Source organism: Alphaproteobacteria bacterium SS10 (genome assembly GCA_019192455.1).
Classification (GTDB): domain Bacteria; phylum Pseudomonadota; class Alphaproteobacteria; order TMED2; family TMED2; genus TMED2.
Window position 1 is genome coordinate 1 of the sequence record JAHCML010000008.1, and the last position, 23848, is coordinate 23848.

Genomic DNA, 23848 nt, shown 5'->3' on the forward strand with positions numbered 1-23848 from the left:
GGTCAAAGAGAAGATAAAGCGCAGACCAAAACTATCTTCCAGCCACTGGCCCAGCGGTGACTGTCCGCCCAGGCTGATCAGCAATAGATAGCCAATCACCACCGGCGGCAGGATTAAGGGAAGGTGGACCAGCCCATCCAATAGAATGCGCCAGAAGCCAGAGATGCGATGGCTGGCAAGTGGCAAGGCCAGAACAAAGGCGAGGGGCAGGCTCCACAGCACTGCTACCCCGGCAATGCGCAGGCTTAAGATCAAGGCCTCCCAGGCGGCGGCATCCAGCTCCATCACTCGTCCCCCTCGGATGTTGGTTGCTCAAACCCGAAACCCGCGAAAACGGACCAGGCTGTCTCGCCCTCCAGGAAGGCCGTGACCTTACCCACGGCATCGTTGCTGGCTGGCCCGCCAGTTGTGTGGGCCATGGGGTAGCGGATGGTGGGGTAGCTACTCGCTGGTATCTCGTCGATTATTTCGATACCGGATCGGCCCTTGGCATCCGTGGCATAGGCAATGCCGAGCGGTGCTGCACCCCGTGCCACCAAGGCGACCGCCCCCCGCACATCCTGGGCCGGGGCAAGTCTAGGTTCCGCATAATCCCAGAGCCCCAGCGTCTTAAGCGCTGCCTTGGCATAGCGCCCTGCCGGCACATGGTTCGGGTCACCGACGGCCAGCCGCTCCCCCTCGTCGAGTAGCAAGCGCAGCGGGGCATCCCAGCCAACGGCCTTTGCCTCCCGATATCGCTCAACCATGGCCGGTGTGCCGATCAGAACCAGCCGATTGCCCAGCAGGTTGGTGCGGCTGTCCGGCTCAATCAGATCATGAGCTGCCAGGTGATCCATCCAGGCTTGGTCGGCGCTGATAAACAAATCCGCCGGTGCCCCCGCCAGAATTTGCCGGGCCAGGGTTGATGATGCTGCCAAGGACAGCCGAAGCTGTAGTTCCGGGTGTTGATTACCTAGCGCAAGGGTAATCTCTTTCATCGCCTCACCCAGGCTGGCGGCGGCAAACAGGGTCACCGATTGGGTCGCCGCGCGCACCGGTTGCGACCAGCCCATGGCAATACCCGCCGCTAGGGCCGACGAGGTAAATGCACGCCGCGATATCAGCCCTTGCCCCGACAGTTGATTTGCCGGTGGCCAGCGCCCATCGCGGGGTCTAGGGTTGGCCGGTGATTGACGCGTGAAACTCATGAAGCTGCTTTTTCGCATGACACCCGCGCGACGCCCAAGTGAATTTCCAAAACTGGTTTCCCAATGCTGACCATCTTTTCAGAGGATCATGAGTTCCAGAATGGCCGCAGCGAGCTGACCGATGGCCAGCTTGTCCGCCCGTTTGAGCGACCCGAACGGGCCCGCATGATTATTGAACGGGTCCGGGAGATGAAGCTGGGTGATATTGAGGCCCCTATCGATATGGGCCTCGACCCGATCCGCCGCATCCATGATCCGGGCCTTGTCGATTTTCTGGCGGTGGCCTGGGATCTCTGGGCAGCTGAGGGGCGCGAGAATGACGCCCTGCCACTGTGTTGGCAGGTGCGCGGCCTTAACCCACGGGAACCTGAGAGCATTGACGGTAAGCTCTCTTATTTCTCATTCGACGCTGGGACGCCGATTACACCGGGCACATGGCGTGCTGTCCGATCCAGCGCGAATACTGCACTCACCGGCGCTGCCTGGCTGATCCGGGGTGAGAAGGCGGTGTTTTCCCTCTGCCGTCCCCCTGGCCACCATGCCCATGCCGATGTTTATGGCGGCTACTGCTTCCTGAACAATGCGGCGATTGCGGCCCAGCATCTCCTGGATGGCGGCTGCGCCCGGGTGTCGATCATTGATGTGGACTACCACCACGGCAATGGCACCCAGTCGATTTTCTATAACCGGCCGGATGTTCAGTTCCTCTCAATCCACGCTGATCCGCGTCATGAGTTTCCGTTCTTCCTAGGCCATGTCGATGAACGTGGGCAGGCCGCCGGACGGGGCCATAACTTCAACTACCCGCTGCCCTGGGGCACCGGTTGGGACCGATGGTCAGTGGCCTTGCAAGAGGTGCTGGATGAGGTTGATGTCTTCGCCCCGGATGCGTTGGTTGTCTCCCTCGGCGTGGATACGTTTGAGAAGGATCCGATCTCACAATTCACCCTGGGCACCGACTGCTTCCCACGTATTGGGGAGGCGCTCGCCGGTATCAACCGCCCTGTGCTGTTTGTCATGGAGGGCGGCTACGCCATCGATGAGGTTGGGGTGAATGTGGTGAATGTGCTGACTGGTTTTGAGCAGGCGAACGGGATTTAAGCCAAGAGCGCTGTCGACTTAACCGGCATGCTCCGCCCGTTGGTCAAGGCCATTGTATAGCCGGGTTGGGTCGCTGCTGACGATCTCATCCCGCCAGACATGCTGTGCCTGATTTGTCAGGTCAAACGTCCCCGTTGCCATATGCCGAACCCGCAACGGGCTGCCTTCGACATTGTAGGCAGCACCGGCCAATTTCATCAGTTCGAAATTCCCCATGGCGCGGGTTTCCGGCGGGGTCCGTGGTGGCTCATTGATAAATAGGATTGTGCTGATGCCGGCCCATTGCCCATCGGTCATCATCAGGGCGCCGGGCTCATGGGCGGTGGTCAGTAATATCGCCGGGCCATCCTTGCCCAGGTTCCATGGCTCGTCATAGCCCTCCGCCTGGCGCATCATGGCGCTCGCTTGCAGGGCCTGCACCTCCATGGTCAGCAAGGGGTCATCGCCGGTTGGCTCATCACAAACGCACAGTGCCAGCTCACCATTTGGTTGTGGGTCCAATACAGCAGCGAAGGGCTGGTCGTGGGGCACCGCATCACGCACAATATCCGGCAGCTCATCCATGGCGCAGCGCTGCAGGCTGATCATTTGTGGCCCACCCTCGCGGGCCATATCGTCATGGTAGGGCTTGTCATTGAACCCGGCGATCTCGGCGGTTTCCTCGTACGAGGCGCCGAAGGCAACTTGCAGAACCCCATCCGTTGGCCAGCCACGGGCGTGGAGGTCATACATGAACACCATCTGTTTCGCCCGGCAGGCAGGGCAACTCTCAGCGGAGGAGAGTTGGATCAGATGCAGCTCATGGGATCGATGGGCGCGCAGATAGTCCAGCGCCTTGTCTGCGGCCTCTGGCGTCAGGGTTTCCGCTTCCGCATGGGCGCTGGCAATACCCTTGGACAGGACAGCGTTCCCGCTTGGCCCGGCGAGGGTGATCAGATCATTCTCGGTGACGTCATGGATCAGCAGCTCGGCTGCAAACGGTCCGCCCTTACCGGCGCGGACATTCTCCGTCGCGATCTGGTCGAGGGCGCGCAGGCGTTCGGCCACCACTTCGTCCTCAAGACTAAGGGTGGCGCGGGCGGCGGCAAGGCGTGGGTTTTCGGGGGCTGAATTCATCATGCCCATCTTCTAACCGATTATTGGATCGAGATCAGTAGTCGCTGGCGCCCGGTTTTACCGCAGGGGCTGGCGCATCACCAGGCTTTGGTGGGTTCAGCACGGCGGCGAGGTCATTGCGCAGGCCAGAGGCACCAAAACGGAAGTTCTCGTTATTGCTAGCCCAGCCATCACCCATCACGTTGTCGGCGAGCGCGATGAACTGCGCAGCTTGATCGTTCTTTGAGACGCCCTTGGAAATCTTCAGGCCGATATCCTCACCGCTATCCTTGATCGCGGCCAACATGGCGGCCGCATGCTCAAGCGTGACATCGCCATCATTCTTACCGGTTGATGTCTTCAGCATATCGCCGCCAGCGGCAATCGCTTGGCGTGACGCCCGGTAGATCATATCTGGGTCTTGCAGCTGGTTGGTCTCAAGGATCACCTTAATCGTCGCATCTGGTGCTGCCTTACGGGCGGCGGCAACGGCGTCATAGCTTGATTGCTCATCACCCGCTTTGAAGCTATCGAAATCGATGACCACATCAATCTCACGGGCGCCATCGCGAACCGCCTGGGCGGTCTCTTGTTCGATTTTGCCGGTGCCGTCTTTACCGGCTGGGAAGTTCACCACGGTGGCCACACCACCAGAGCTGTGCCGCATGCCCTCAAAGGCTTGGCGGACAAAATCGGGGAACACGCAAACTGCGGCCACATCATTGCCGCCAAGACCCTGTGTGTCGGTGGCGGTGGCCAGGAACTCTTTCATATGGGCGCGGGCGGCGGCGCTCATCCGGCGCTTATCATCATCCAGGGTGGTGAGATCCAGGGCCCTTGCGGCGATGCCGGCGCTCTCTTCCGTGCCTTTCGTGGCGCGGGCGGCTGCAATCTCAGCCTCAAAGCGGGAGGGATCGTAAGCTGTTGGTTTCGCTGCCACTATTCTTATTCCCTATTGGCCAAAATATCCTGGCGGTGGGATAGGCTGGGGTCAGCGCTATCCAGTGCGGCGTCGGGTTAGAAGAGGTGGGGGCTCGACGCCACGCCTTTGTGGTAGCGAGGCTGGGCGAAAACACCAAATGCGGGCTGGTTAGGCTTAACCGGGGCGGCTCTTGGAAAACACGTCCTGAACGGCTGTGTAATCCATATAGCCGAGGCGGGCGAGGGCGAACCAATTGCTCACCTTGCCGTCCTTTATGATCTGATCATCGATATGGATGCCGATAACCTCGCCGATGGCCATTGTGTTGGCCTTGCCGGGTAGCTCGACGATCCGTTCAACCTTGCATTCGAAGGTTGCGGGCGCGATGGCGACGCGGGAGACAGGGATCGTCTCACACTCGGCCTTATCCAAGCCTGCCCGCTCAAACTCATCAACGTCATCGCTGGTCGCGGTCTCATTCATCGCATGGAACAGGGTCTTGCTGACCATGTTTACAGCGAAGAAGCCGGTCTCACGCGCGTTGCGGATAGAATGTGGTGACCCATTGGCTGAGAACATAACCAAGGGCGGCGCATCAGACAGCGCGTTGAAGAAGCTATAGGGGGCAAGGTTGTCCCGACCATCGGCGCTGCGGCTGGAAATCCAACCAATGGGCCGTGGCTGCACCAGCGCCTTAAACGGGTTGTGGGATAGGCCTAGATCGGCCTTCGGGTCCTGCTCACCAGGCCGGTAGAACATAAACTGGCCTTGGGCTTACTGATCGGCACCTGGGTCGAGCACTAGCTCGATTTCCATCAGACTCTCTTCCATCTTACGGAAGGTTTTCTTGCCCAGCTGGTCGCGCAGCTCATCCTGAACCGACTGCTTAACCTTATGCATGGTCTTCAGAAGCTTCTCACCGCTGGCGGTCAGTTTGACCAGCTTGCCGCGACCATCGGTTGGGTCTGGCACCGTCTCAACATATTTGGAGATTTCCAGGGGTTTCAGGCTTTGCTGAACCGCTTGTTTGGAGATTTTAAGCTTGGCCGCCAGGGAAACTGGGCGGACGCCATCACCTTCAAGTAGGGGCAGCAGGCTGACGGCCGCTGCGGGCACATCATCATAGCCGAGGGCCGCGAGATGACTTTGAATTCGGTCGCCGAACAGACGCTCAAGGCGACGGCACATGCGAATGACAGTATCAATACGGAGCTTTTTCACGAGGTACGGTCCTTCCCAAACAGACCTTGCGAAACAGCCCAATCAATTGCCTTTTAGGGCCGATCCCGCATGTGAGGCAGCCCATTAGTCATAAAAATTGACCAAGTGGTCAAGGGGGCGGGCGTCGATTTTTTAGTGCATCGCGGCATAGTTTGTATGCAGCTGACGCAGCCCATGCGGAAAGCCGCAGGATTCGGTAATCACGTAAGATCGACGGCGTGGGCCTTCAGCGCATCGAGCGGAACAATCTCTAACGTCTTGGCATGGGTAGCGGCCAAATGAACCTTTGGCGCCATGCCCGCCTCATGCGCCTGCAACCAGCGGGCCGCGCAAAGGCACCAGCGGTCACCAGGCCGTAAACCGGGGAACGCAAACTCCGGCCGTGGGGTGCTGAGGTCATTGCCAACGGCGCGGGTGAAATCGAGGAAATCCTCAGTCATCACGGCGCAGACCGTGTGCACCCCATGATCCATTGGCCCGGTATTGCAGCAGCCATCCCGGAAGAAGCCGGTCATCGGGTCGGTGCTGCACTCACCCAGCGGTTCGCCCAGCACATTCAGGGCGGGCCGCTCATTCTCATTGGCGGGGCTATCATCAAGTGGCGGGGTCATCGCGATCTCTCACTAGAACTAAAAGTGTCCTGGGCTTGGCCAGCGGGCACCCTATCAGCTATGTGAGGGCTGCTGGTTATCAAGCGAGGTTTTCATCCATGGCAGCGGACGCCGCGCCCGACACTTTGCCAAACACCATGCCGGTGGTCGAGCTTACGGCACCGGGCGGCCCAGATAATCTGGTCCCCGGTGAACGCCCCGTGCCCGCCCCGAAGTTGGGGGAGATCCTGATTAAGGTGATGGCGGCAGGGGTCAACCGGCCCGATGTGCTGCAGCGGCAGGGCCACTACAACCCACCGGCTGATGCCAGCGATCTGTTGGGCCTGGAGGCGGCGGGCACCGTCGCCGCCATTGGTGAGGGGGTCACCCGATATGAGCTGGGCGACCGTGTCACGGCGCTTTGCCATGGTGGTGGCTATGCCGGATATGTGGCCGTTGATGCCCGCCATGCCCTGCCCGTGCCCGAGGATATGTCCTGGGAACACGCCGCTGCTTGGCCGGAGACGATGTTCACCGTCTGGGCCAATCTGTTCATTGATGCCGGTTTGCAGCCGGGTGAGGTTGCCCTGATCCATGGTGGATCCAGCGGCATTGGTACCACGGCCATTCAAATGGCGCGTGAGGTGGGAGCCCGTACCATCGTCACCGTTGGGACAGACGAAAAGGCGACACTGTGCACCGGTTTGGGTGCCGCACATGCCATCAACTACAAGACCCAGGATTTCGTTGATGAGGTGATGGCCGTCACCGATCAGCAGGGGGTCGATGTGGTGCTGGATATGGTCGGCGGCGACTACCTGCCCCGCAATCTGAAATGCCTGAAGCCGGGCGGGCGGCATGTGTCGATTGCCAGCCTTCGAGGTGCCCAGGCAGAGGTGAATATCCTATCCATTATGGCCAAGCGTCTGCGCCTTACCGGTTCAATGCTTCGCCCGCGTAGCGCTGAGGAGAAGGGCGCCATCGCGGCGGAGTTGCTCCAGGCCATGTGGTTGAATGTGGCGCTAGGCCGGTTGGAACCAGTGATCTTTCAAACCTTCCCATTGGCAGAGGCAGCTAAGGCCCATGCGCTGATGGAGACAGGCGATTTTCACGGCAAGCTTATGCTGACCGTTGATCATGGGGATGGGGTCTAATCATGGCGCGTATCCTGGTGACCGGCGGTGCCGGCTATATCGGCAGCCACACCGCAAAGGCGCTCGCCGCCGCCGGGCATGAGCCGGTGCTGTATGACAGCCTGATCAATGGCCATGCCTGGGCCGCGCTCGACGCCCCGCTGATTGAGGCTGATATCCGGGATGAGGCGGCGTTGAACCAAGCGATGGCCGATCATCAGATCGAGGCGGTCATGCATTTCGCCGCCTTGATTGAGGTGGGCCACTCCGTTCGCCAGCCCGCCCTGTTCCATGAGGTCAATTTCGGTGGCTCGGCCACCCTGCTAAAGGCAATGCAGGCGGCAGGGGTGAAGCATATCGTCTTCTCCTCCTCCTGCGCGGTGTATGGCGAGCCGATGGTCGAGCGCCTTGACGAACATCATGTTAAGCAGCCCATCAACCCCTATGGCGCCTCCAAACTGGCGGTGGAAGAGCAGCTTGAGGCGGCCGATAAGGCCGGCGCCTTAAGCTACATGGCGCTGCGCTATTTCAATGCTGCGGGTGCCGATGCCGATGGCCAGCTAGGGGAAGCGCATGATCCGGAAACCCATGTCATCCCGCGCGCCATTCTGGCCGCCCTAGGGGCAGCGCCGATGTTCCAGATTAATGGCACCGATTACGCGACCCCCGATGGCACGGCGGTTCGTGATTACGTGCATGTCAGTGACCTTGCCACCGCCCATCTAGCGGCGATTGAGCATCTGCTGAGTGGCGGCCAATCCGCTGCCCTCAACCTGGGCAGCGGCCAGGGCTACTCGGTGAAGCAAGTCGTTGATGCGGTGGCGGAAGCGTTGGGCCGCCCGGTGCCGCATCAGATTGGACCTCGGCGTGAGGGGGATTCCCCCGCACTCGTCGCTGATCCGAGCGCGGCTAAGTCGCTGCTGAAGTGGGCGCCAACCCAATCGGACCTGACCACCATCGTGCAGTCAGCGGCTAGCTGGCATCAGAAGCAATTGGCCGCAGCTGATTGATTAACCTTGGCCTTTTGATGTGAAGCCGTCATAACCCCGGCCATGAGTAACCGGGTATCCCATCACCGCAATACGGAACCGACCGCGCTTCGCCGTCGGTTGATCGGCCTATGGCTGGCCTTGTCTGTGCTGGTGGCGGGATTTGTGCCCGCTGGTTATATGCCTAGCTTGGCCCGGGCTGCCGATGGCTCAACCTACCTCACCATGGTGATCTGTACCGCCGATGGCGAACAGGTCATCACCATCGATGCCGAGGGTAATCAGGTTGAGTTGGATCACGAGACGCCAGAGCAGCCAGCCCATGCTGGCGGTGCTGATTGTGCGTTCTCAATCATCTCAGCGCCGGCCTTGACGCCCGCTGATGTGGTTATCGATCAACCCATAACGACGGCTGATCGCACTGATATTGCCGCTGCTGATCTTATCTGGCTCAGCGTTAAAAAGCGCCCCGGACAACCGCGCGCCCCGCCGGTCTAGCCCTTCCAATCCATTCTGATTGATTGCTTTTCAGCGCCCCGGCTCACGCCTGTTTGGTCGTTGTGAAGTGCGACTTCCTTTGCGCATGAAAGGGCTAGAAACATGCGTCACCTCTCAAAAGCGGCCTTAACCGCTGCCTTCCTTCTTGCTGGCACGACGCCAGCACTCCCCGCTGAGCTTAAGCCGTTGGCCAATGGGCCTGGTCTTCAGCTCGCCGGTAACCTCAACGACGATCACGGTGATCATCATGGCCATCACCATCATGGTGGTGACGGTCCCATCCGCGCCGATGGCCACGCCCCCATTGGGGTGATGGGCGATCATATGCATGGTGCGGGCGAATGGATGATCTCCTACCGCTACATGTATATGGACATGGAGGGGAACCAGATCGGCACCGATGACGTCTCACCAGAAGAGATTGTCACCACGGTCCCGAACCGTTTCTTCGGCAATCCCGGTCAGCCACCAACCCTGCGCGTCGTTCCCACTGAGATGACCATGCAGATGCACATGCTGGGCGGCATGTACGCGCCCACCGATTGGCTGACCTTGATGGTCATGGGCATGTATATCGATAAGGAGATGGACCACATCACCTTCCAGGGTGGCATGGGCACCACCCGCCTTGGTGAGTTCACCACCGAGAGCAGCGGCCTTGGCGATACCAAGGTCAGCGGCCTCATCGCCCTTTATGATGATGGCACCCACCATTTCCACCTCAATGCTGGCCTCAGCCTGCCCACCGGCTCAATCGATGAGACGGATGACATCCTAACGCCCATGGGGATGCGCCCAACCGTCCGCCTGCCCTACCCGATGCAGCTTGGCTCCGGCACTTTCGATGCACTGCCTGGCGTGACCTATACCGGTCGCCATTCGGATTTTGGTTGGGGTGCGCAATGGTCCTCCGAGCTCCGCCTTGGTCGGAATGATGAGGATTATGCCCTCGGTGATAAGCACCAGCTGACCGCCTGGGCGAGCTACTCACCCATGCCATGGATCAGTGGTTCGCTACGCCTCACCGGTATGACCCAGGATGAAATCGACGGGATCGACACAAACATCGTGGCACCAGTTCAGACCGCCAATACAGACTTCCACGGCGGTGATCGCCTGGATCTGAGTCTCGGCCTCAATCTGGTTGGTCAGAAGGGTGTGCTGCGTGGTCATCGCATCGGCCTGGAGGTTGGCATGCCGGTTTATCAAGACCTAAACGGCCCACAGATGGAAACCGATTTCTTCCTCACCATCGGCTATCAATACGCGTTCTAAGCGGCGCAGTTTCCCTCAAGTTTTTGGAGTAATACCCAATGAAGATGATCTCACATTTCTATGCTGCCCTGCTCGGTGCCGTGATGGTGCTGGCGGTTATGCCAACCCTGCCCCAGGCAGCCGATGCGCATTTCCATGAGGTGGGTGATCTGACCATCGATCACCCCTTCGCCCGGGCCTCTGCCAGCCCAGCGATCAAGGCCGGTGCTGCCTATCTCGAAATCACCAATGAAGGCGAGGCCGATCGCCTGGTCGCCGCAACGTCACCGCGGGCAAAGAAGGTTGAACTGCACACCCATGAGCTTACCGCCGGTGTCATGCGGATGCGGGAAGTTGCGGGCGGTATCGAACTGCCAGCGGGTGAGACCGTGACCCTAAAACCCGGCGGCCTGCACATCATGCTGCTGGGCCTAACCGCACCGCTGGTTGAGGGCGAAACCTTCCCTATGACTCTGACATTTGAGCAGGCAGGCACGGTTGAGGTTGTGGTGATGGTTGAGGGTGTCCAGGCCGGTGCCCATAAGCATGATCATCATGACCATGGCGATGATCATGACGACCAGAGTGACCACAATCACTAGGCACTTGGACTAACGGGTTGGCTTAAGAGGCTGGCTCAACAAAGGTATCGGGGGCTTCATCAAGCACGGTGAAGCCCTCGGGACCGATTTCAATGATGGCGAGGCCACGCTCTACCAAACCATCGGGGCGGAAGCGGAAGATGCCATCGGTACCAGCGAACCCGTTGGGGTTGGTCAGCACATCGCTGCGATAGATCCGGCTGGTCCAGGCGGCATCGCGGATCTCTTTCTCATCGGAAAAGAAATCAACGTCACGGCGCGCCAAAACGGCGGCGAGTGCCAACGCGTCATAGGCGATGGTCGCGATGCGTGGTGGGCGGCTACCGAAATTCTGGCGATAGCTGGTCTCAAACGCTTCCCGCTGGCTCACGGCGGGTGAGGCGAACCACGCCCCCTCTAAGGTTGGTTCCCGCAACAGGGCCGGATCATCCCAGAGGCCGGTGCCCATCAACTGCACGATCCGTGGATCAACATCGTAGAACGGCAGCAACGGGCCGATAATGCTCATCCGTGCCCCGCCCTCAACGATCAGGGCGGCGTCAAAGGGGGCATCACCATAGGTATCGGCGTTTTGCAGCTGACGCAGGGCCTGGCGAGAGGCGGTATCGGTCCGCTTTTCAAGCTCAGCCTTCACCTGCTCCAGGGCCGCTTCGCGTTCTTCGAAATCGGTGAAACTCTGCACCACCGGGCGCAAATCTTCCACATCATCCGGGTAGCGGCTGACCTTGGTCACATCGACCTGATAGCGCGCGGCGCTCTCCAAGGCACCGGTCACCACCGCATCAGCGTAAAGGGTTTCGGGCGCCAAGATGCCAAGGCGCTGCAGGCCCTGGGCTGCGGCATAGGCGATCACCCGGTCCACCTGGCTGAACGGCAGGATGCCCATGACATAGGCGCCAGAGCCGCCCTCAAGACCAAGGCGACCACGATTGGCCTGGCTGGCCAGCCGCCAATCAGTGGTGAAGCCAATCAGATTGACCCCGGCATCCTCGGCAAACGGCTTAACCGCGCCGACAGAGCCACTGAATAGGGGGCCAAGCACCAGCTCAACATTCTCAGCGAGCAGGGATTGGATCGCCAGCTGCGCGCCTTCGGGCGTGCCCTTGGTATCCCGTGGGATCAAAACGAAGTTGTCATCCGCCAGCTCAAACATCGCCAGCTGCGCTGCATTGAACAGGGCCTGGCCAACATCTGAACCACGGCCGGTTAGCGGCAGCAGCAGGCCAACCTTAACGGGCCGGGTGCGCGGGCGGGTTTGTGGGTCGGTGGTGGCACCAAACACGCTATCGGGCGCTGGCTGTGATTGGGCTTGCGGGTTGTTCACGGGGCCGGCAACGCGGGTTGCGCCGCCTGGTCGTTGACCCTGCTGGCTGAACTCTTGTCCCGCTGGGCGTGGGCCAGCCGGGCCTGCGCAGGCGCTGATCAGTACCAGCACCGCAAGCGCTGCCATCAGCCGCCCAAAGGGCGCGCCCATCACGCTACGCTGAAACATTGAATAGGGAGCGGGAGAAACTGCCGTGTCACTTGCCATGGCTCTCGTCTACACTGATCTGCGACCTGGCCCAAGGCCGCCTGGTTTGTTGTCGATGATATCCGTTAGCCCACTGTGACCCAGAATCCCAGAAATGAATCCCAGCAATTCCGCTTCTGAAACCGGTAACGCCGCCGTTTTAGACCTCGGCGCCTTCTCTGTGCCACGGCAGCCGGTACCGCCCGGATTGCATCTGGTGGCGACGCCGATTGGCCGGTTAAGCGACATCACAATTCAGGCGCTGCATGTCCTGGCGGCGGCTGACCCGATCCTTTGTGAGGATACGCGGGTCAGTGCCAAGCTGCTGCAGCATTACGGCCTGGATAAGGTGCGGGACGGCGCGCTTTGGGCCTATCACGACCATAATGCGGCGGAACAACGGCCCAAAGTTTTAGACCGGCTCCGAAACGGTGCAACGATTGCGATGATTTCGGATGCGGGAACGCCACTGGTCTCCGACCCTGGATACAAGCTGGTTCGTGAGGTGGTTGAGGCTGGTTTGCCGGTGACAACGGCCCCTGGCGCCAGCTCGGTTCTTACCGCCCTGCAGCTCTCGGCACTGCCAACCGATCGCTTCATCTTCATTGGGTTCCCACCCCCACGTTCTGCGGGGCGTAAACGGGCATTCTCCGAATGGCGTGATGCATCGGCCAGCCTGGTGGTGTTTGAAACCGCCAAGCGCATGACGTCAGTTTTGGCCGATGCGGTGGATGTGTTTGGCCCCCGACCGGCCACCCTGACCCGGGAACTGACCAAACGGCACGAAGAGGCGGTGCGTGGCACCCTGCCAGATCTGGCAGAGCGGGCGGCCAATGGTGGGTTAACCCTCAGAGGCGAGTGCGTCCTGGTAATCGGCCCGGCGGATAAGGCCATGACAGCGGATCAGACCGATATCGACGCGGCTCTACGTGACGCGATGGCCCAATACTCAGTGAAAGACGCTGTTCGACTGGTCAGCGGCGCCCATGGGTTGGAGCGGCGGGCAGTCTATGCCCGTGCCCTGGCACTGCGCGATGGTTTAGGGGTCGATGGTTAGGGATAGGCGCAAGGCCTATCAAAAGGGGGCGCGGGCCGAACGCCTTGCCGCCTGGTATCTGCGGCTTAAGGGCTATCGGGTCTTGGCCCAGCGCTTCAAAACCCCGGTGGGTGAGCTTGATCTCGTGGTCCGGCGTGGCCGGGTCCTCGCCTTCGTTGAGGTGAAGGCGCGGCAGAACCTTGAGGATGCTGCCATGGCGATCAGCCCCCAGGCGCGGGGACGGATTGAGCGGGCAGCAAACTGGTTCTTAAGCCAGCAAAACATGGCATCCCGGTCACACCGCAGCGCAGAAATCATTCGGTTTGATATGGTTCTGGTGGCGCCGGGCCGACGCCCGCACCATGTCGTCAACGCATGGGCGGCCGGAATGGCTTGATGGCGCGCCTTGCTCTAGGGGGATTGGCTTGATTGGCTGCTGTACGGGGGCGAACAGCGGCCCATCCCGGGAAGGATATTGGCAATGACAACACCTCGTTTCGCCTTCGCAATGATTGGTTTGGCCGCAATTGGCCTTGGTGGCACCGCCTGCACCCCTGTTGGGGCTGCGATTGGGGCTGGCGCGTCCGTTGGGATCGCCGCCGCCCAAGAGCGCACCGTTGGTGCCGCAATCGATGATGCCGTCATTCAAACCCAGATCTCCGAACGCTGGTTCCGCCATAATGAGGCAATGTTCCAGGCCCTGGACCTCACGGTTGTTGAGGGTCGGGTGCTGATCACCGGCAGCATTGAGGATCCGGACAAGCGCGTGGATGCTGTGCGTCTGGCCTGGCAGGTCGATGGCGTTCATGAAGTGATCAATGAAGTGCAGCTCAGCGAGAGCGAAGGCATTCGTGGTTTTGCCCGGGATGTGCGCATCGCCGGTGAGCTGCGGTCGATCCTGACCTTCGACCGCGAAGTCAGCGCGGTGAACTACTCCGTCGATACCGTTGGCGGTGTGATCTACCTGATGGGCATTGCCCGCAGCCAGGGTGAGCTAGATCGCGTGATTGGCCATGCGCGCAACATCGACAGCGTGCGCCGGGTGGTCTCCTATGTGCGGCTTATCGATGAGGTGCCACCAGGTAGTGCGACCCCAACTGGCACGTTGACTACTGATGCCGCACCGTCTGCTGCACCAGCTGGCCCAACCGGCCCTCGTGAGGGCGTGGCGGTTGAGCCGTTGAGCCCGCAGGCATCACCGCAGACCTCCTCAATCGAATAGGCGCTTACCATGGACCTCGCCCGGGCTGAGGCCGTGCTGCGTAACGCTGGCAAGTGCCAGGACCGGGATATCGATCTCCTGGCCGTTGCCGGTGCCTTTGCCTTGATGGACCTTCCGGATGTCAGCGAGCCTGTGCCGCTGGACCCGTATGAGCGCCATTTTGATCAGATGGCGACCTCAGTCCGACACATCCTGCGCGATGATGCCGAGAAGGCCGATCTCGCGACCCGCCTTGCCGCCATCCGCCAGGTGATGGTCGAGGAAGAGGGGTATCGCGGTGATGACGAAACCTATGATGCGCTCCAGAATGCCAATATCTTCAGCGTGATTGAGCGCCGCCGTGGCCTGCCGGTGGCGATTGGCCTGATCAGCATGGTGCTGGCCGATCGGCTGGGCTGGACCATGTCTGGCCTCAACTTCCCTGGTCACTTCCTGCTGTCTTTCGTGGTTGGTCGGGAAGAAACGATCATCGATCCCTTTGACGGGATGAGTGAGCGGCAGGTTGGTGAATTGCGGCTGTTGCTTAAGGCCCATCGTGGACCGGATGCGGAGCTGCAGCCCGAACATCAGTCCCTGGTCAGTCGACGCTCGGTTCTGTTACGCCTCCGAAACAACGTAAAGATACGGCTGTTGAATGCAGAGGATGATGATGGCGCCCTTCGCTGTGTTGAGCAGATGCGCCTGTTAAGCCCGCGCGATCCGGACCTGATGCGAGAGGCGGCGATGCTGAATATCCGCCTCGGCAAATTGCAGGGGGCCATCCAGGCGTTAAGCGATGCGGCGACCGCCGATCCCGATAAACGGGCTGGCGCTGAGGCAGCGAGCCTCGCCGATGAGTTGCGCCGTAAGCTGAATTAGCGCTAGCGTCACGCCTAAGCGAACAAACCGACGAAACCCAGGACATTCCCATGACCCGCACCGTTGCGATCCAGATGGATCCCATGGACGGCATCGATATCAATGCCGATAGCAGCTACATGATGGCGCTTGAGGCCCAATCCCGTGGCTACAAGCTCTACCACTACCTGCCGACGGCGCTGCGGTTTGAGGATGGCAAGGTATCGGCCACCGCCCATCCGATGGAGGTATGGCGACCCGAGAGTAATGATAAGGCCGATGGGTATTATCGGTTCGGCCCCGCGGAGGAGCTGGATATCGCCAGCACCGATGTGGTGCTGATGCGGCAGGATCCGCCCTTTGACATGGCCTATATCACCGCCACCCACTTCCTTGAGCATGTGGCCGATCAGACCTTGGTGGTGAACGACCCCGCCTCGGTCCGCAACGCACCAGAGAAGCTGTTTGCAACCCATTTCCCGGGCCTGCTGCCACCCACGCTGATCACCCGCGATGCCGCCGCTATCCGGGCGTTCCGCGAGAAGCATAAGGACATCATCATCAAGCCAATCTTCGGCAATGGTGGTGCTGGGGTTTTCCACCTGCCACCAGGTGATGAGAACCTTGGCTCATTGATTGAGATGTTTGAGGCCGCAAGCCGAGAGCCAGTGATCTGCCAACGCTACCTGCCTGAGATTAAGCAGGGGGATAAACGGATCATCCTGATCGAGGGCGAGCCGGTCGGTGCCGTAAGCCGTATGCCAGAGGATGGGGAGGCGCGCGCCAACTTCCACGCTGGCGGCAGTGCGGCGAAAACCGGCCTTACGGCAAGAGAGCAGGAAATCTGCCATTTGATCGGCCCCACCCTGCGTGAGCAGGGGCTGATCTTTGTCGGGATTGATGTGATCGGTGACTATCTGACCGAGATCAACGTCACCTCACCCACCGGCATTCAAGAGATCAATGCCCTCGATGGCATCCGCATTGAGGCGCTGCTCTGGGATGCGATTGATGCCCGGTTGGCGGGGTAGGCTGACCGCTTAAGCGGCGCCGATTTTTCGGTCTTCAAAGACCGGTGGCTCGTCACAGATTGCAGGCTCAATGCCAGGCTGTGAGAGGTTGTCATTAGCGCCGAGCACGACGGGCTCAATGGTCTCTTCGCGGGCGATCAGCTCTTGTGCCCGACGCTCGGTAAGGAAGGCCAGTTCGGATTCCAGCGCGCGGCGTAGGCTGATTGAGCCAAGGCCAGGGCATTTCAGGCCATCGGCAGCGGCCGCGAAAACGGAGCGCTCAGAAATATCAGCCGGTGGCAGGGTCATCTGTGGGATCGCTGGCATGCCAGGCTCACCATTCAGCTTCTTCGTGCCATTGATCATGAAGCCAGCGGTTAGGCCATCAAGGGCCCCGCTCTCAATGCTGGCGAAGTTCTTGTTCCAAGCAACAAAGCCGGTTGGCTGGTTCAGGAAGCTTTCCATCACGCCGTCAATTGGGGTGTCGACGGTGACGATCAGGCCAGGATCATCGGCCATGGCAATCGCGAAACCAACGCTATGGCATTGGGAGATGATGCCCATGGAAACCCGCAGCTCGACCAACCACAGCCATTTCTTGTCATTCGCCCGGCCATCGGTGCCATTTGGCTGCAGGCTAAGCAGCAGCATGGTGTCCATGGCAGCACCAGGGATAACTGGCTTTGGTGCGGCGTGATCAAGAATGTTGGTTGGTTGTGTGGGCAACATGTGGCGGCCTTCTCGCTGATTGGATGGTCGCAACATACGCGCAAGCTAAGAAAGCACCGCGATAGTGTATCAACTATTCGACTGCATGAGCCTCATGGGAGGGTTGCAGCGCCATTTTTGTGGCGGAAACCGTGCCTTTCAGGTCCTCCAGATAATCCACAATTTCTTTTTCATCGCTGCTTGGCCAGCCATGACGGGTCAAAATTCCGCTGAGTCGGCTTAGCTGATCCGCCCCCATGGACCCGGCCATGCCCTTCATGTCATGGCAGGCCTGGCGCCAGATTTGATTGTCGGCGGCCGCATCCCCACTCTCAATCGCACTCTCAAACGGCGCCATGGCGTCGAGAAAGTTCTTGGTCAGGCGGGCTACAGCCTTCTCACCGAGGTTGTCGATCAGCTCTTGCCGTTGGTTGGCAGACAGGACCAGACCGCTTAACGCCTTCGACCAGACGGCTTTGAGCTCATCACTGGACATGGTGCTGGCAGTTTTCGACACCCCTAGACCAACTGGCTGACCGCTGGTGCTTGGCTTTGCCTCTGCATCGCCTGGGGCTTGTATGGCCCGCGGCGTTGGTGCTGGTCGGGCAGCCGTTGAGCCAAGGTCGCGACGCGGCAGTGCCGCCAGATGGCGCATTAATAAGGGCCATCGAATTGGTTTGCCGATATGGGCAATGAAGTCGAACTCAGCCATCCGCTCTTGAATGTCGGCGGTGTTTGCCGCGCTGAAGGCTAACAGTGGGGTTTCGGCCACCCGGCCCCCCTGGTTTCGGATCGCCTCTGCTAGCTCCCACCCATTCATATCTGGCAGGTTTAGATCGATCAGAACTGCGTCGAAATCGAGGGCGGTCATGGCGTCCAGGGCCCGCGTCCCGTTCGCGGCGGTGGTCACCGAATGGCCCTGACGACGCAGATAATCCTGCACCACCTGGCGGTTCAGCTCGACATCATCGACCACCAAAATACGCCGTCGCTCTGATGGGGTGGTTTGGATTGCCACCATTTCTGCCGGTGACAGGTCACGGGGCGATGGCTGGCTGGTGGTACTGGCCTCACTGGTTTTCGCCTCTGCACTCTCAGCCGCAGTGGCTGGCAGACGCACCCAGAAGGTGGTGCCTTGCCCGGGGGTACTGCGGAACCCGACCTCACCACCCATGGCTTCGGCCAGTAGTTTACAGATGGCAAGTCCAAGGCCGGTGCCCTCGGCGCCGCGATCTTTGATCTCGTGGAACTGGCTAAACCGCTCAAAAACCCGGGGTTGATCGGCAATTGGGATGCCGACACCGGTATCGGTAACTGCAACCCTAAGTGTGCCCGCCTCCATCCCCTCCGGTGGCGGGGTGTATTTCACATCAATGGTGATTCTGCCGTCTTTGGTGAACTTCACCGCGTTGCTGACAAAGTTACGAATGATCTGGGTCAGGCGCAGGCCATCAATCATCACAATTGGAACGCCGTCCGGCACCTTACGGCCCAGCTGGATGCCATTATCGGCGGCCCGGTTACGGTATAGATCCTCAACCTCAGCCACCAAACTGCCCAGATCATGCGGCTTGGGTCGAAGCTCAAGCTGACCGCGCTCCAGCTTCTCAACATCCAGGACATCATCGATGATCGCATGCATCGACCGGCTGGCGCTGGCCATGGATTTCACATAATCGCGCTGGCGTTTGGTTAGCCGTTCCTGAAGCAACAGGTCCGCGATCCCTTGCAGGCCGGTAAGCGGGGTACGGATCTCATGGCTAACCATGGCCAGGAATTGTGACTTGGTACGCTCAGTATAATTCGCCAACTCCTCCGCCTGGTGGGCGAGGGTTAAGGCGCGTCCCATGGTCAAAAGGATCGCCGTGATGCCAAGCAGAACGACGGCATAACCAATCCAGACCAAGGTTATCCAACTGCGTGTGGCGCCAAGCACAACCGCTGTTGGTTGGGTTGCGATAATCTGTAGGGGCAGAAGACTACTGGCCCGCTGGACCCGGATCAGTTCATCGGCGCTATCAACGCTTTGCGGTGCCTCTGTGCCCTGGCTTGGCATGTTGCTGGCCGCGAAGACCAGGCCGCTACTATAGGCCAGTTGGATGGTGGCGCTGGGGTAGCCATCGACCAACTGCTCTGCCGTTCGGGAGAAGAAATCGGGCGCGAAGTTGATCGCAATGGCGCCAGCAAACTCCCGGTTTTCATCTAGGATCGCCCAGGATAGCGGCACCACCTTGGCACCAGTGCCACGCGCCACCACAGGTTCCGACAGAAAAGCGCGGTTGGGGTCATCCCGCACGGCCTCAAAATAGGACCGGTCACTGATATTGATATCAATCAGCGCCTCTTTGCTGCTGCTAACAACCCGGCCGTTCTTGCCAGCAATGATGTAGGTGTCGAATTGCGGTAGCGATGCGATAGATGCCGCAAGCACAGGCTCAACATGGTGAGTAAAGCCGGTTAGGAAATCGTCGGAGCCCAGCTCATCGGTATGCAGATGCAGCGCCTCAATCTCACCAGACATCAGGCGGTTGTGGTCAGCAAAGGCGGAGTTGATCACCACATTGACCGCGCGGAAACTCTGATCCAAATGCTCAGTCACAACACGCGCGGTGGCGTCGAGGCGTAACACCGCCTCATCAATTGTCGATTGTTGATTAGATTGGATCAGCTGCTGGATGGCCACGCCGCAGAACGTCGCCACCAACGCCAACACAATTGTGGCGGAGCGCATACGGCTTGGAAGAAAGGCCCAGTGCATTACAGCGGCTCATGCATCGAATAACAAAAAGTCAGCCATCGGGGGATAGCGACGGTACTCACACCGACACAGAGCAGAAATCGACCGCGCAGCCATCCCATAGCGCATAATCAGGCACCATGGTCGCTGAGTGAGGGCAACAGAGCAAAGGAAATTCTGACCTAATTGAGGCTAACAGAAAGCTAATGCCCCGGCATGACCTTGCCAAAAGCCCAATCAGATGAAAGGGTGTGCCTGCAACGGTATTACCGTTACCCAACTTTGCCCCTGCCCGCCCAGGCGTCCCGCACATGAACAGTATTCTGGATCGCAAGACCTTCTATCAGGACGACTTCATCTTTCGTGAAGGCGACCCTGCTTATGCCGCCTATCTGATCCGCGCAGGCCGGGTTCATATCCAGCGTCGCCGCGATGGTGAAACTGTGCATTTGGCGACTCTAGGCCGTGGCCAGTTGTTTGGTGAGTTAGCGCTGATCGATCACGAGCCACGTTCAGCTGACGCGATCGCCGCCGACAAGACTGTGGAGTTGGTAGTGGTCACCGAGCCAGCCCTGAAGACCAAGATTGAAGAGCTGGACGACTTCATGCGCGCCTGGTTCAAGATGCTGACCGAGCGTCTGCGCCATATGAATGAACTGGTTGAGGGTAAGGGTACAACCGAACCGCCGAAGCCTGATCGCTTCCAACCACCTGAGGACGATTAATGCTTAATTGGCTCCGGGTATCGTTGGTTTTAGGCCTCTTGGTTGTGGCGATCCCCCCTGCCAATGCGCAGCAGGCGTTGTCCAAAAGTCTTGTCCAATGCCATGTCGTTACAGATGTGGTGGTCAAAGCTGCAACGCCGGAGCAGCAGAACCTGGACATGGTCAAGTTCTTCGCAGATGCCAGTAAGGCCTTTGAGGAAGCAGCGTTTAAGCAAGCCCATCGTGAGGGTTTGGCGGACGTTTCAGACTATGTCGCCAAGGTAAAAACCGAAGCGCAGGCTTATTGGCAGCCCAAGCTGCACGACCCTTCAGCATCCGCTGAGTATGGTGAATGGGTTGAGTATTGCACGGCCCTCGGTGACGAACTCAAACTGCCCTTGTAAAAACCAGTATCTAGGCGCCGACATACTGCGCGGTCATGCGCCGGTAGCTTAGCGCCTCGGCCACATGTGTACGGGTGATGCTCTCGGCTGCTTCCAAATCGGCAATAGTTCGGGCCACCCGGATTACCCGGTGATATCCCCGCGCGCTCAACCCCATTCGATCCGCTGCTGATAACAATAGATCATGCGCCTCTTGGCCTAGAGCTGCTGCCTTGTCCAAGGCCTCACCGCCAAGCTCGGCATTGGTGATGATGCGACCATCGGGGCCTTGTTGCTCGCTGCGGGTCGCTTGGAAGGCGCGGGCCTCTGTCACTCGGTTGGCGACGGTTTCACTGCTTTCGCCGGTCGCCTTACCGCCCAACTCTTGCGGTGTCAGGGCAGGGACTTCGACATGCAGATCAATGCGATCAAAAACCGGACCAGAGATGCGAGCTTGGTAGTCCTGGGCGCATCGCGGTGCTTTGCTACACATGCCCGGGCCGCCCAATTGGCCACAACGACAGGGGTTCATGGCGGCAACCAGCTGAAACCGTGCGGGGTAGGTTACATGGTGATTGGCCCTCGCCACCACAGCGCGGCCCGTCTCCATCGGTTGACGTAACGCCTCAATCGCGGCGCGCTGAAACTCTGGCAGCTCATCTAAGAACAGCACACCACCATGTGCGAGGGAGATTTCCCCCGGTTTCGTCCGATGGCCGCCACCAACCAAGGCTGCCTGGCTCGCCGAGTGGTGTGGGTCGCGATAGGGCCGCTGCCGCAGCAGCTTCCCGCCCTCCAACTCGCCCGCGATCGAGTGCACCATGGAGACTTCCAACGCCTCCTGCGGTGTCAGGGGCGGCAAAATACCAGGTAATCTGGCGGCCAGCATCGACTTGCCAGAGCCGGGCGGCCCATACATCAGCAGGTTGTGCCCGCCAGCGGCGGCGATCTCCAGCGCTCGCCGCGCTGTCTCCTGGCCGCGAACGTCGCGCAGGTCGGCATGTAGTTGGGGTGCGGGTTCAACCGGTGCTGAAGGTGGCGCCAGGATCTGATGCCCGCGGAAATGGTTGATCAGGGCAATCAAGTTGGGTGGCGCCAAAATTGGTAAATCCCCGGCCCAGGCCGCCTCAGCGCCGCAAAGCTCCGGGCAGATTAGGGTCTGTTCCTCGGCCAAGGCATCGACCGCGGCGGGTAAGACGCCCGCAACGGCCGCCAGGCTGCCATCCAGGCCCAGCTCACCGAGGGCCGTGACACCGGACAAATCCTCGGCCCCGATAACTTCCATTGCCGAGAGCAAAGCGAGCGCAATTGGCAGGTCGAAATGGCTGCCCTCTTTCAGCAAATCTGCGGGTGCCAGGTTGATTGTGATCCGCTTCGGCGGCAGGGCGAGGCCCATGGCATGAAGGGCGGCGCGCACCCGTTCGCGACTCTCGGCAACCGCTTTGTCCGGTAAACCAACAATGGTGAAGGCAGGCAGGCCCTGGCTCAGCTGTGCTTGCACATCAACGCCCAACACTTCAACGCCGTTAAAGGCTATCGTTCGAACGCGCGAAACCATTGCTTTCTGGGCTTTCCGACAGGGCCGTGATTATGACGGTAACAGAGTATCAGTATTTTCTGATATTGCTATCCGGTGTCGCCCAGAAATCTTGTTCAACAGTCCTTGGTGCTTTCGTCCTGATTGACTACTTTGAGTGTACAGAGGGCGGAAATGCCCCTCGATCGTTTCGACTACCAGACGATCATTCATCGGGGACTAGTTAAGGGATGAATGTCGTCACGCGACCGCGGGGTTGATGCCGCCCATCACTTTAGATGGATGGGAGCAACCCACTTATGATCGCGAATGCCGATCTCATTGAACTAGACGCTAACTCAATCGACCCGATGTCGGTCATCCAGAATAATGGCTGGATGATGGAAGAGATTTGGCGCCAGGTGGCTCGTGTTGGCGGCTCTGAAATCAGTGGCGGCCCGGTTCCTGCTGGCGGCACGAATGGTGCTGTTAATCGCGCCGGTCGTCAGCTGCGTCGTATGGGTACCGGCCTTTCCCCAGCTAATGCAGGTAACGCACAGGCGATGGCTCGCCTGACCAGTAATGTTGGCGCGGCCTCGGCTATCGCTGCCAAGACGGGACGCCCAAACCTGCTGAAGCTGGTGCAAATGACCGCCCAGCGCGCCTATCACGTGGCGCTTGCCCGTGGCGAGGTTGATCAGGACCGTGTGTTGAAAGAGCAGATGGAGCACAACCAAAAGATGGCACGTCGTGCCGCGATGGTTGCCGGCATGTATCAAACTGATCGGATGCTGTCTGAGGATGTTCGTTTTGGCATCCAGAACGGCATGTTCAATCACTGGAAAGACACCAACCACATGTTGGGCCACGTCCTGGCTGACAAGCTGCTGCATGGCGGCGGTCTGGTCGCCGTGGTTCAAAGCACCGTTGGTCGTGCCACCCAGCCAATTCGGGGCATGGTTGGTCGCCTAATGGGCCGCCCAGAGGGTACCACGCCGGTCAACGCCAACCTGTTTGATGATGGTGCGGCACCAAAAGCCGCGGCGCCTGAGGCCTTTGAGCTGACGACGCCAACGCCAGATGCACCGACGCCGGACACACCAGCACCGGTTGCAAACCGTCGGCCACCATCGCCGATGGGCTAGTAAGGTTAATAGGTAGCGGGCCGCGATATCGTCACAGATTGCGGCCCGTTAGCCTCTCTTTTGGGGAGTTGAGGCTTTATGGGGATCGTGACGAAAAACCCTCTTGCCAGGGCTGGCGGGGCTAGAGACAACAGGGGTAGTCCTGTTGAGGCGAGTTCCAAGCGTATGCCCGGCCGTAAAACCCGGAAATCTAGCGATAAGAAGCCATCTGGCCCCAACCCTGCTCAGGGCGTGGATCCGGCTATCATGGCGACGACCGTCCAAGGGCGCGAGGGTGTGCTCGATCCCATCCTCGCAAAGAAGCGCCGTGTCTTCACCCGCACCCTGCGCAAGGTGATGCGGGAAGAGCGTGAGCTCTCAAACGCGGAAATGGCGGCAATGTTTGAGGATGATGGCGATCTGGGCACCGCCATGCGGCGCATGCTGCTCAGTGAAGAGCAATAGATCT

At 59.8% G+C, this 23848-nt stretch carries 26 protein-coding genes; 15 read left to right on the forward strand and 11 right to left on the reverse strand.

Features of this window, described 5'->3' with window-relative positions; translation table 11 throughout:
- Both KI792_13120 and modA read right to left on the reverse strand, forming a co-directional pair.
- The coding region (locus tag KI792_13120) for a molybdate ABC transporter permease subunit (protein ID MBV6633960.1) at window positions 1-285 on the reverse strand (285 nt) is incomplete at its 3' end.
- Entirely contained in the window at window positions 285-1052 is a 768-nt protein-coding gene (modA, locus tag KI792_13125; GenBank protein MBV6633961.1) for a molybdate ABC transporter substrate-binding protein, read from the reverse strand. The genes modA and KI792_13120, both read right to left, overlap by 1 nt.
- A 198-nt stretch (window positions 1053-1250) precedes the next feature.
- Here modA and KI792_13130 point away from each other — a divergent pair, with 198 nt between their 5' ends.
- Window positions 1251-2288 carry a histone deacetylase family protein gene (locus KI792_13130; GenBank protein ID MBV6633962.1) on the forward strand — a complete coding sequence of 346 codons (1038 nt, stop codon included), beginning with the start codon at window positions 1251-1253 and terminating at the stop codon, window positions 2286-2288.
- An 18-nt stretch (window positions 2289-2306) separates the two neighbouring features.
- On the opposite strand, the gene KI792_13135 is transcribed toward KI792_13130, so the two are convergent.
- From KI792_13135 to KI792_13155, 5 genes are all read right to left on the reverse strand, one after another.
- The gene (locus KI792_13135; protein MBV6633963.1) at window positions 2307-3407 is read right to left on the reverse strand and encodes a hypothetical protein; all 1101 of its coding nucleotides are present in this window, start codon (window positions 3405-3407) and stop codon (window positions 2307-2309) included.
- A gap of 31 nt (window positions 3408-3438) precedes the next feature.
- Window positions 3439-4323: a deoxyribose-phosphate aldolase gene (gene deoC, locus KI792_13140; GenBank protein ID MBV6633964.1), complete on the reverse strand. Its 885-nt coding sequence runs from the start codon at window positions 4321-4323 to the stop codon at window positions 3439-3441.
- A gap of 156 nt (window positions 4324-4479) precedes the next feature.
- Window positions 4480-5064, reverse strand: a complete 585-nt coding sequence (locus KI792_13145; GenBank protein MBV6633965.1) for a flavin reductase family protein — start codon at window positions 5062-5064, stop codon at window positions 4480-4482.
- Between the two features lie 15 nt (window positions 5065-5079).
- Entirely contained in the window at window positions 5080-5526 is a 447-nt protein-coding gene (locus tag KI792_13150; GenBank protein ID MBV6633966.1) for a winged helix-turn-helix transcriptional regulator, read from the reverse strand.
- 200 nt (window positions 5527-5726) lie between these two features.
- The gene (locus tag KI792_13155) at window positions 5727-6137 is read right to left on the reverse strand and encodes a DUF2237 domain-containing protein (protein MBV6633967.1); all 411 of its coding nucleotides are present in this window, start codon (window positions 6135-6137) and stop codon (window positions 5727-5729) included.
- A 98-nt stretch (window positions 6138-6235) separates the two neighbouring features.
- Between KI792_13155 and KI792_13160 the strand changes: the two genes are divergently transcribed.
- The 5 genes from KI792_13160 (at window position 6236) to KI792_13180 (ending at window position 10592) form a co-directional block, all read left to right on the forward strand.
- Complete coding sequence (locus KI792_13160; protein ID MBV6633968.1) at window positions 6236-7270, forward strand: NAD(P)H-quinone oxidoreductase; 1035 nt, start codon at window positions 6236-6238, stop codon at window positions 7268-7270.
- Window positions 7271-7272: 2 nt separating this feature from the next.
- Window positions 7273-8259 (forward strand): UDP-glucose 4-epimerase GalE, encoded by a 987-nt coding sequence (gene galE, locus KI792_13165; protein ID MBV6633969.1) that lies wholly within the window; start codon window positions 7273-7275, stop codon window positions 8257-8259.
- Between the two features lie 42 nt (window positions 8260-8301).
- Window positions 8302-8736 (forward strand): DUF2946 family protein, encoded by a 435-nt coding sequence (locus tag KI792_13170; protein ID MBV6633970.1) that lies wholly within the window; start codon window positions 8302-8304, stop codon window positions 8734-8736.
- A 102-nt stretch (window positions 8737-8838) separates the two neighbouring features.
- Window positions 8839-10011 (forward strand): transporter, encoded by a 1173-nt coding sequence (locus KI792_13175; protein ID MBV6633971.1) that lies wholly within the window; start codon window positions 8839-8841, stop codon window positions 10009-10011.
- 44 nt (window positions 10012-10055) lie between these two features.
- On the forward strand, window positions 10056-10592 hold the full coding sequence (locus KI792_13180) for a copper chaperone PCu(A)C (protein ID MBV6633972.1): 537 nt from the start codon (window positions 10056-10058) through the stop codon (window positions 10590-10592).
- 22 nt (window positions 10593-10614) lie between these two features.
- Here the strand turns inward: KI792_13180 and KI792_13185 are convergent, their stop codons facing one another.
- Window positions 10615-12042: a penicillin-binding protein activator gene (locus KI792_13185; GenBank protein MBV6633973.1), complete on the reverse strand. Its 1428-nt coding sequence runs from the start codon at window positions 12040-12042 to the stop codon at window positions 10615-10617.
- 175 nt (window positions 12043-12217) lie between these two features.
- On the opposite strand from KI792_13185, the gene rsmI reads away from it, so the two are divergent.
- The 5 genes from rsmI to gshB all read left to right on the forward strand — a co-directional run bounded on the left by rsmI (window position 12218) and on the right by gshB (window position 16228).
- Window positions 12218-13159: a 16S rRNA (cytidine(1402)-2'-O)-methyltransferase gene (gene rsmI, locus KI792_13190; protein MBV6633974.1), complete on the forward strand. Its 942-nt coding sequence runs from the start codon at window positions 12218-12220 to the stop codon at window positions 13157-13159.
- On the forward strand, window positions 13152-13535 hold the full coding sequence (locus KI792_13195) for a YraN family protein (protein ID MBV6633975.1): 384 nt from the start codon (window positions 13152-13154) through the stop codon (window positions 13533-13535). The genes rsmI and KI792_13195 overlap by 8 nt, the downstream gene beginning before the upstream one ends.
- Before the next feature lie 84 nt (window positions 13536-13619).
- Complete coding sequence (locus tag KI792_13200; GenBank protein ID MBV6633976.1) at window positions 13620-14360, forward strand: BON domain-containing protein; 741 nt, start codon at window positions 13620-13622, stop codon at window positions 14358-14360.
- A 9-nt stretch (window positions 14361-14369) separates the two neighbouring features.
- Window positions 14370-15218 (forward strand): tetratricopeptide repeat protein, encoded by an 849-nt coding sequence (locus tag KI792_13205; GenBank protein MBV6633977.1) that lies wholly within the window; start codon window positions 14370-14372, stop codon window positions 15216-15218.
- A 50-nt stretch (window positions 15219-15268) separates the two neighbouring features.
- Window positions 15269-16228, forward strand: coding sequence for a glutathione synthase (gene gshB / locus KI792_13210; GenBank protein MBV6633978.1), 960 nt, complete (start codon window positions 15269-15271; stop codon window positions 16226-16228).
- 9 nt (window positions 16229-16237) lie between these two features.
- On the opposite strand, the gene KI792_13215 is transcribed toward gshB, so the two are convergent.
- Together KI792_13215 and KI792_13220 are read right to left on the reverse strand one after the other, a co-directional pair.
- The gene (locus KI792_13215; protein MBV6633979.1) at window positions 16238-16936 is read right to left on the reverse strand and encodes a hypothetical protein; all 699 of its coding nucleotides are present in this window, start codon (window positions 16934-16936) and stop codon (window positions 16238-16240) included.
- Between the two features lie 73 nt (window positions 16937-17009).
- The gene (locus KI792_13220) at window positions 17010-19646 is read right to left on the reverse strand and encodes a response regulator (protein MBV6633980.1); all 2637 of its coding nucleotides are present in this window, start codon (window positions 19644-19646) and stop codon (window positions 17010-17012) included.
- 317 nt (window positions 19647-19963) lie between these two features.
- On the opposite strand from KI792_13220, the gene KI792_13225 reads away from it, so the two are divergent.
- Together KI792_13225 and KI792_13230 are read left to right on the forward strand one after the other, a co-directional pair.
- The gene (locus KI792_13225; protein ID MBV6633981.1) at window positions 19964-20377 is read left to right on the forward strand and encodes a cyclic nucleotide-binding domain-containing protein; all 414 of its coding nucleotides are present in this window, start codon (window positions 19964-19966) and stop codon (window positions 20375-20377) included.
- On the forward strand, window positions 20377-20760 hold the full coding sequence (locus KI792_13230; GenBank protein ID MBV6633982.1) for a hypothetical protein: 384 nt from the start codon (window positions 20377-20379) through the stop codon (window positions 20758-20760). The genes KI792_13225 and KI792_13230 overlap by 1 nt, the downstream gene beginning before the upstream one ends.
- A gap of 10 nt (window positions 20761-20770) precedes the next feature.
- On the opposite strand, the gene KI792_13235 is transcribed toward KI792_13230, so the two are convergent.
- Window positions 20771-22297, reverse strand: a complete 1527-nt coding sequence (locus tag KI792_13235) for a YifB family Mg chelatase-like AAA ATPase (protein MBV6633983.1) — start codon at window positions 22295-22297, stop codon at window positions 20771-20773.
- Between the two features lie 278 nt (window positions 22298-22575).
- On the opposite strand from KI792_13235, the gene KI792_13240 reads away from it, so the two are divergent.
- Both KI792_13240 and KI792_13245 read left to right on the forward strand, forming a co-directional pair.
- On the forward strand, window positions 22576-23400 hold the full coding sequence (locus KI792_13240; protein MBV6633984.1) for a hypothetical protein: 825 nt from the start codon (window positions 22576-22578) through the stop codon (window positions 23398-23400).
- A gap of 246 nt (window positions 23401-23646) precedes the next feature.
- On the forward strand, window positions 23647-23844 hold the full coding sequence (locus KI792_13245; protein ID MBV6633985.1) for a hypothetical protein: 198 nt from the start codon (window positions 23647-23649) through the stop codon (window positions 23842-23844).
- Window positions 23845-23848 lie beyond the last annotated feature (4 nt).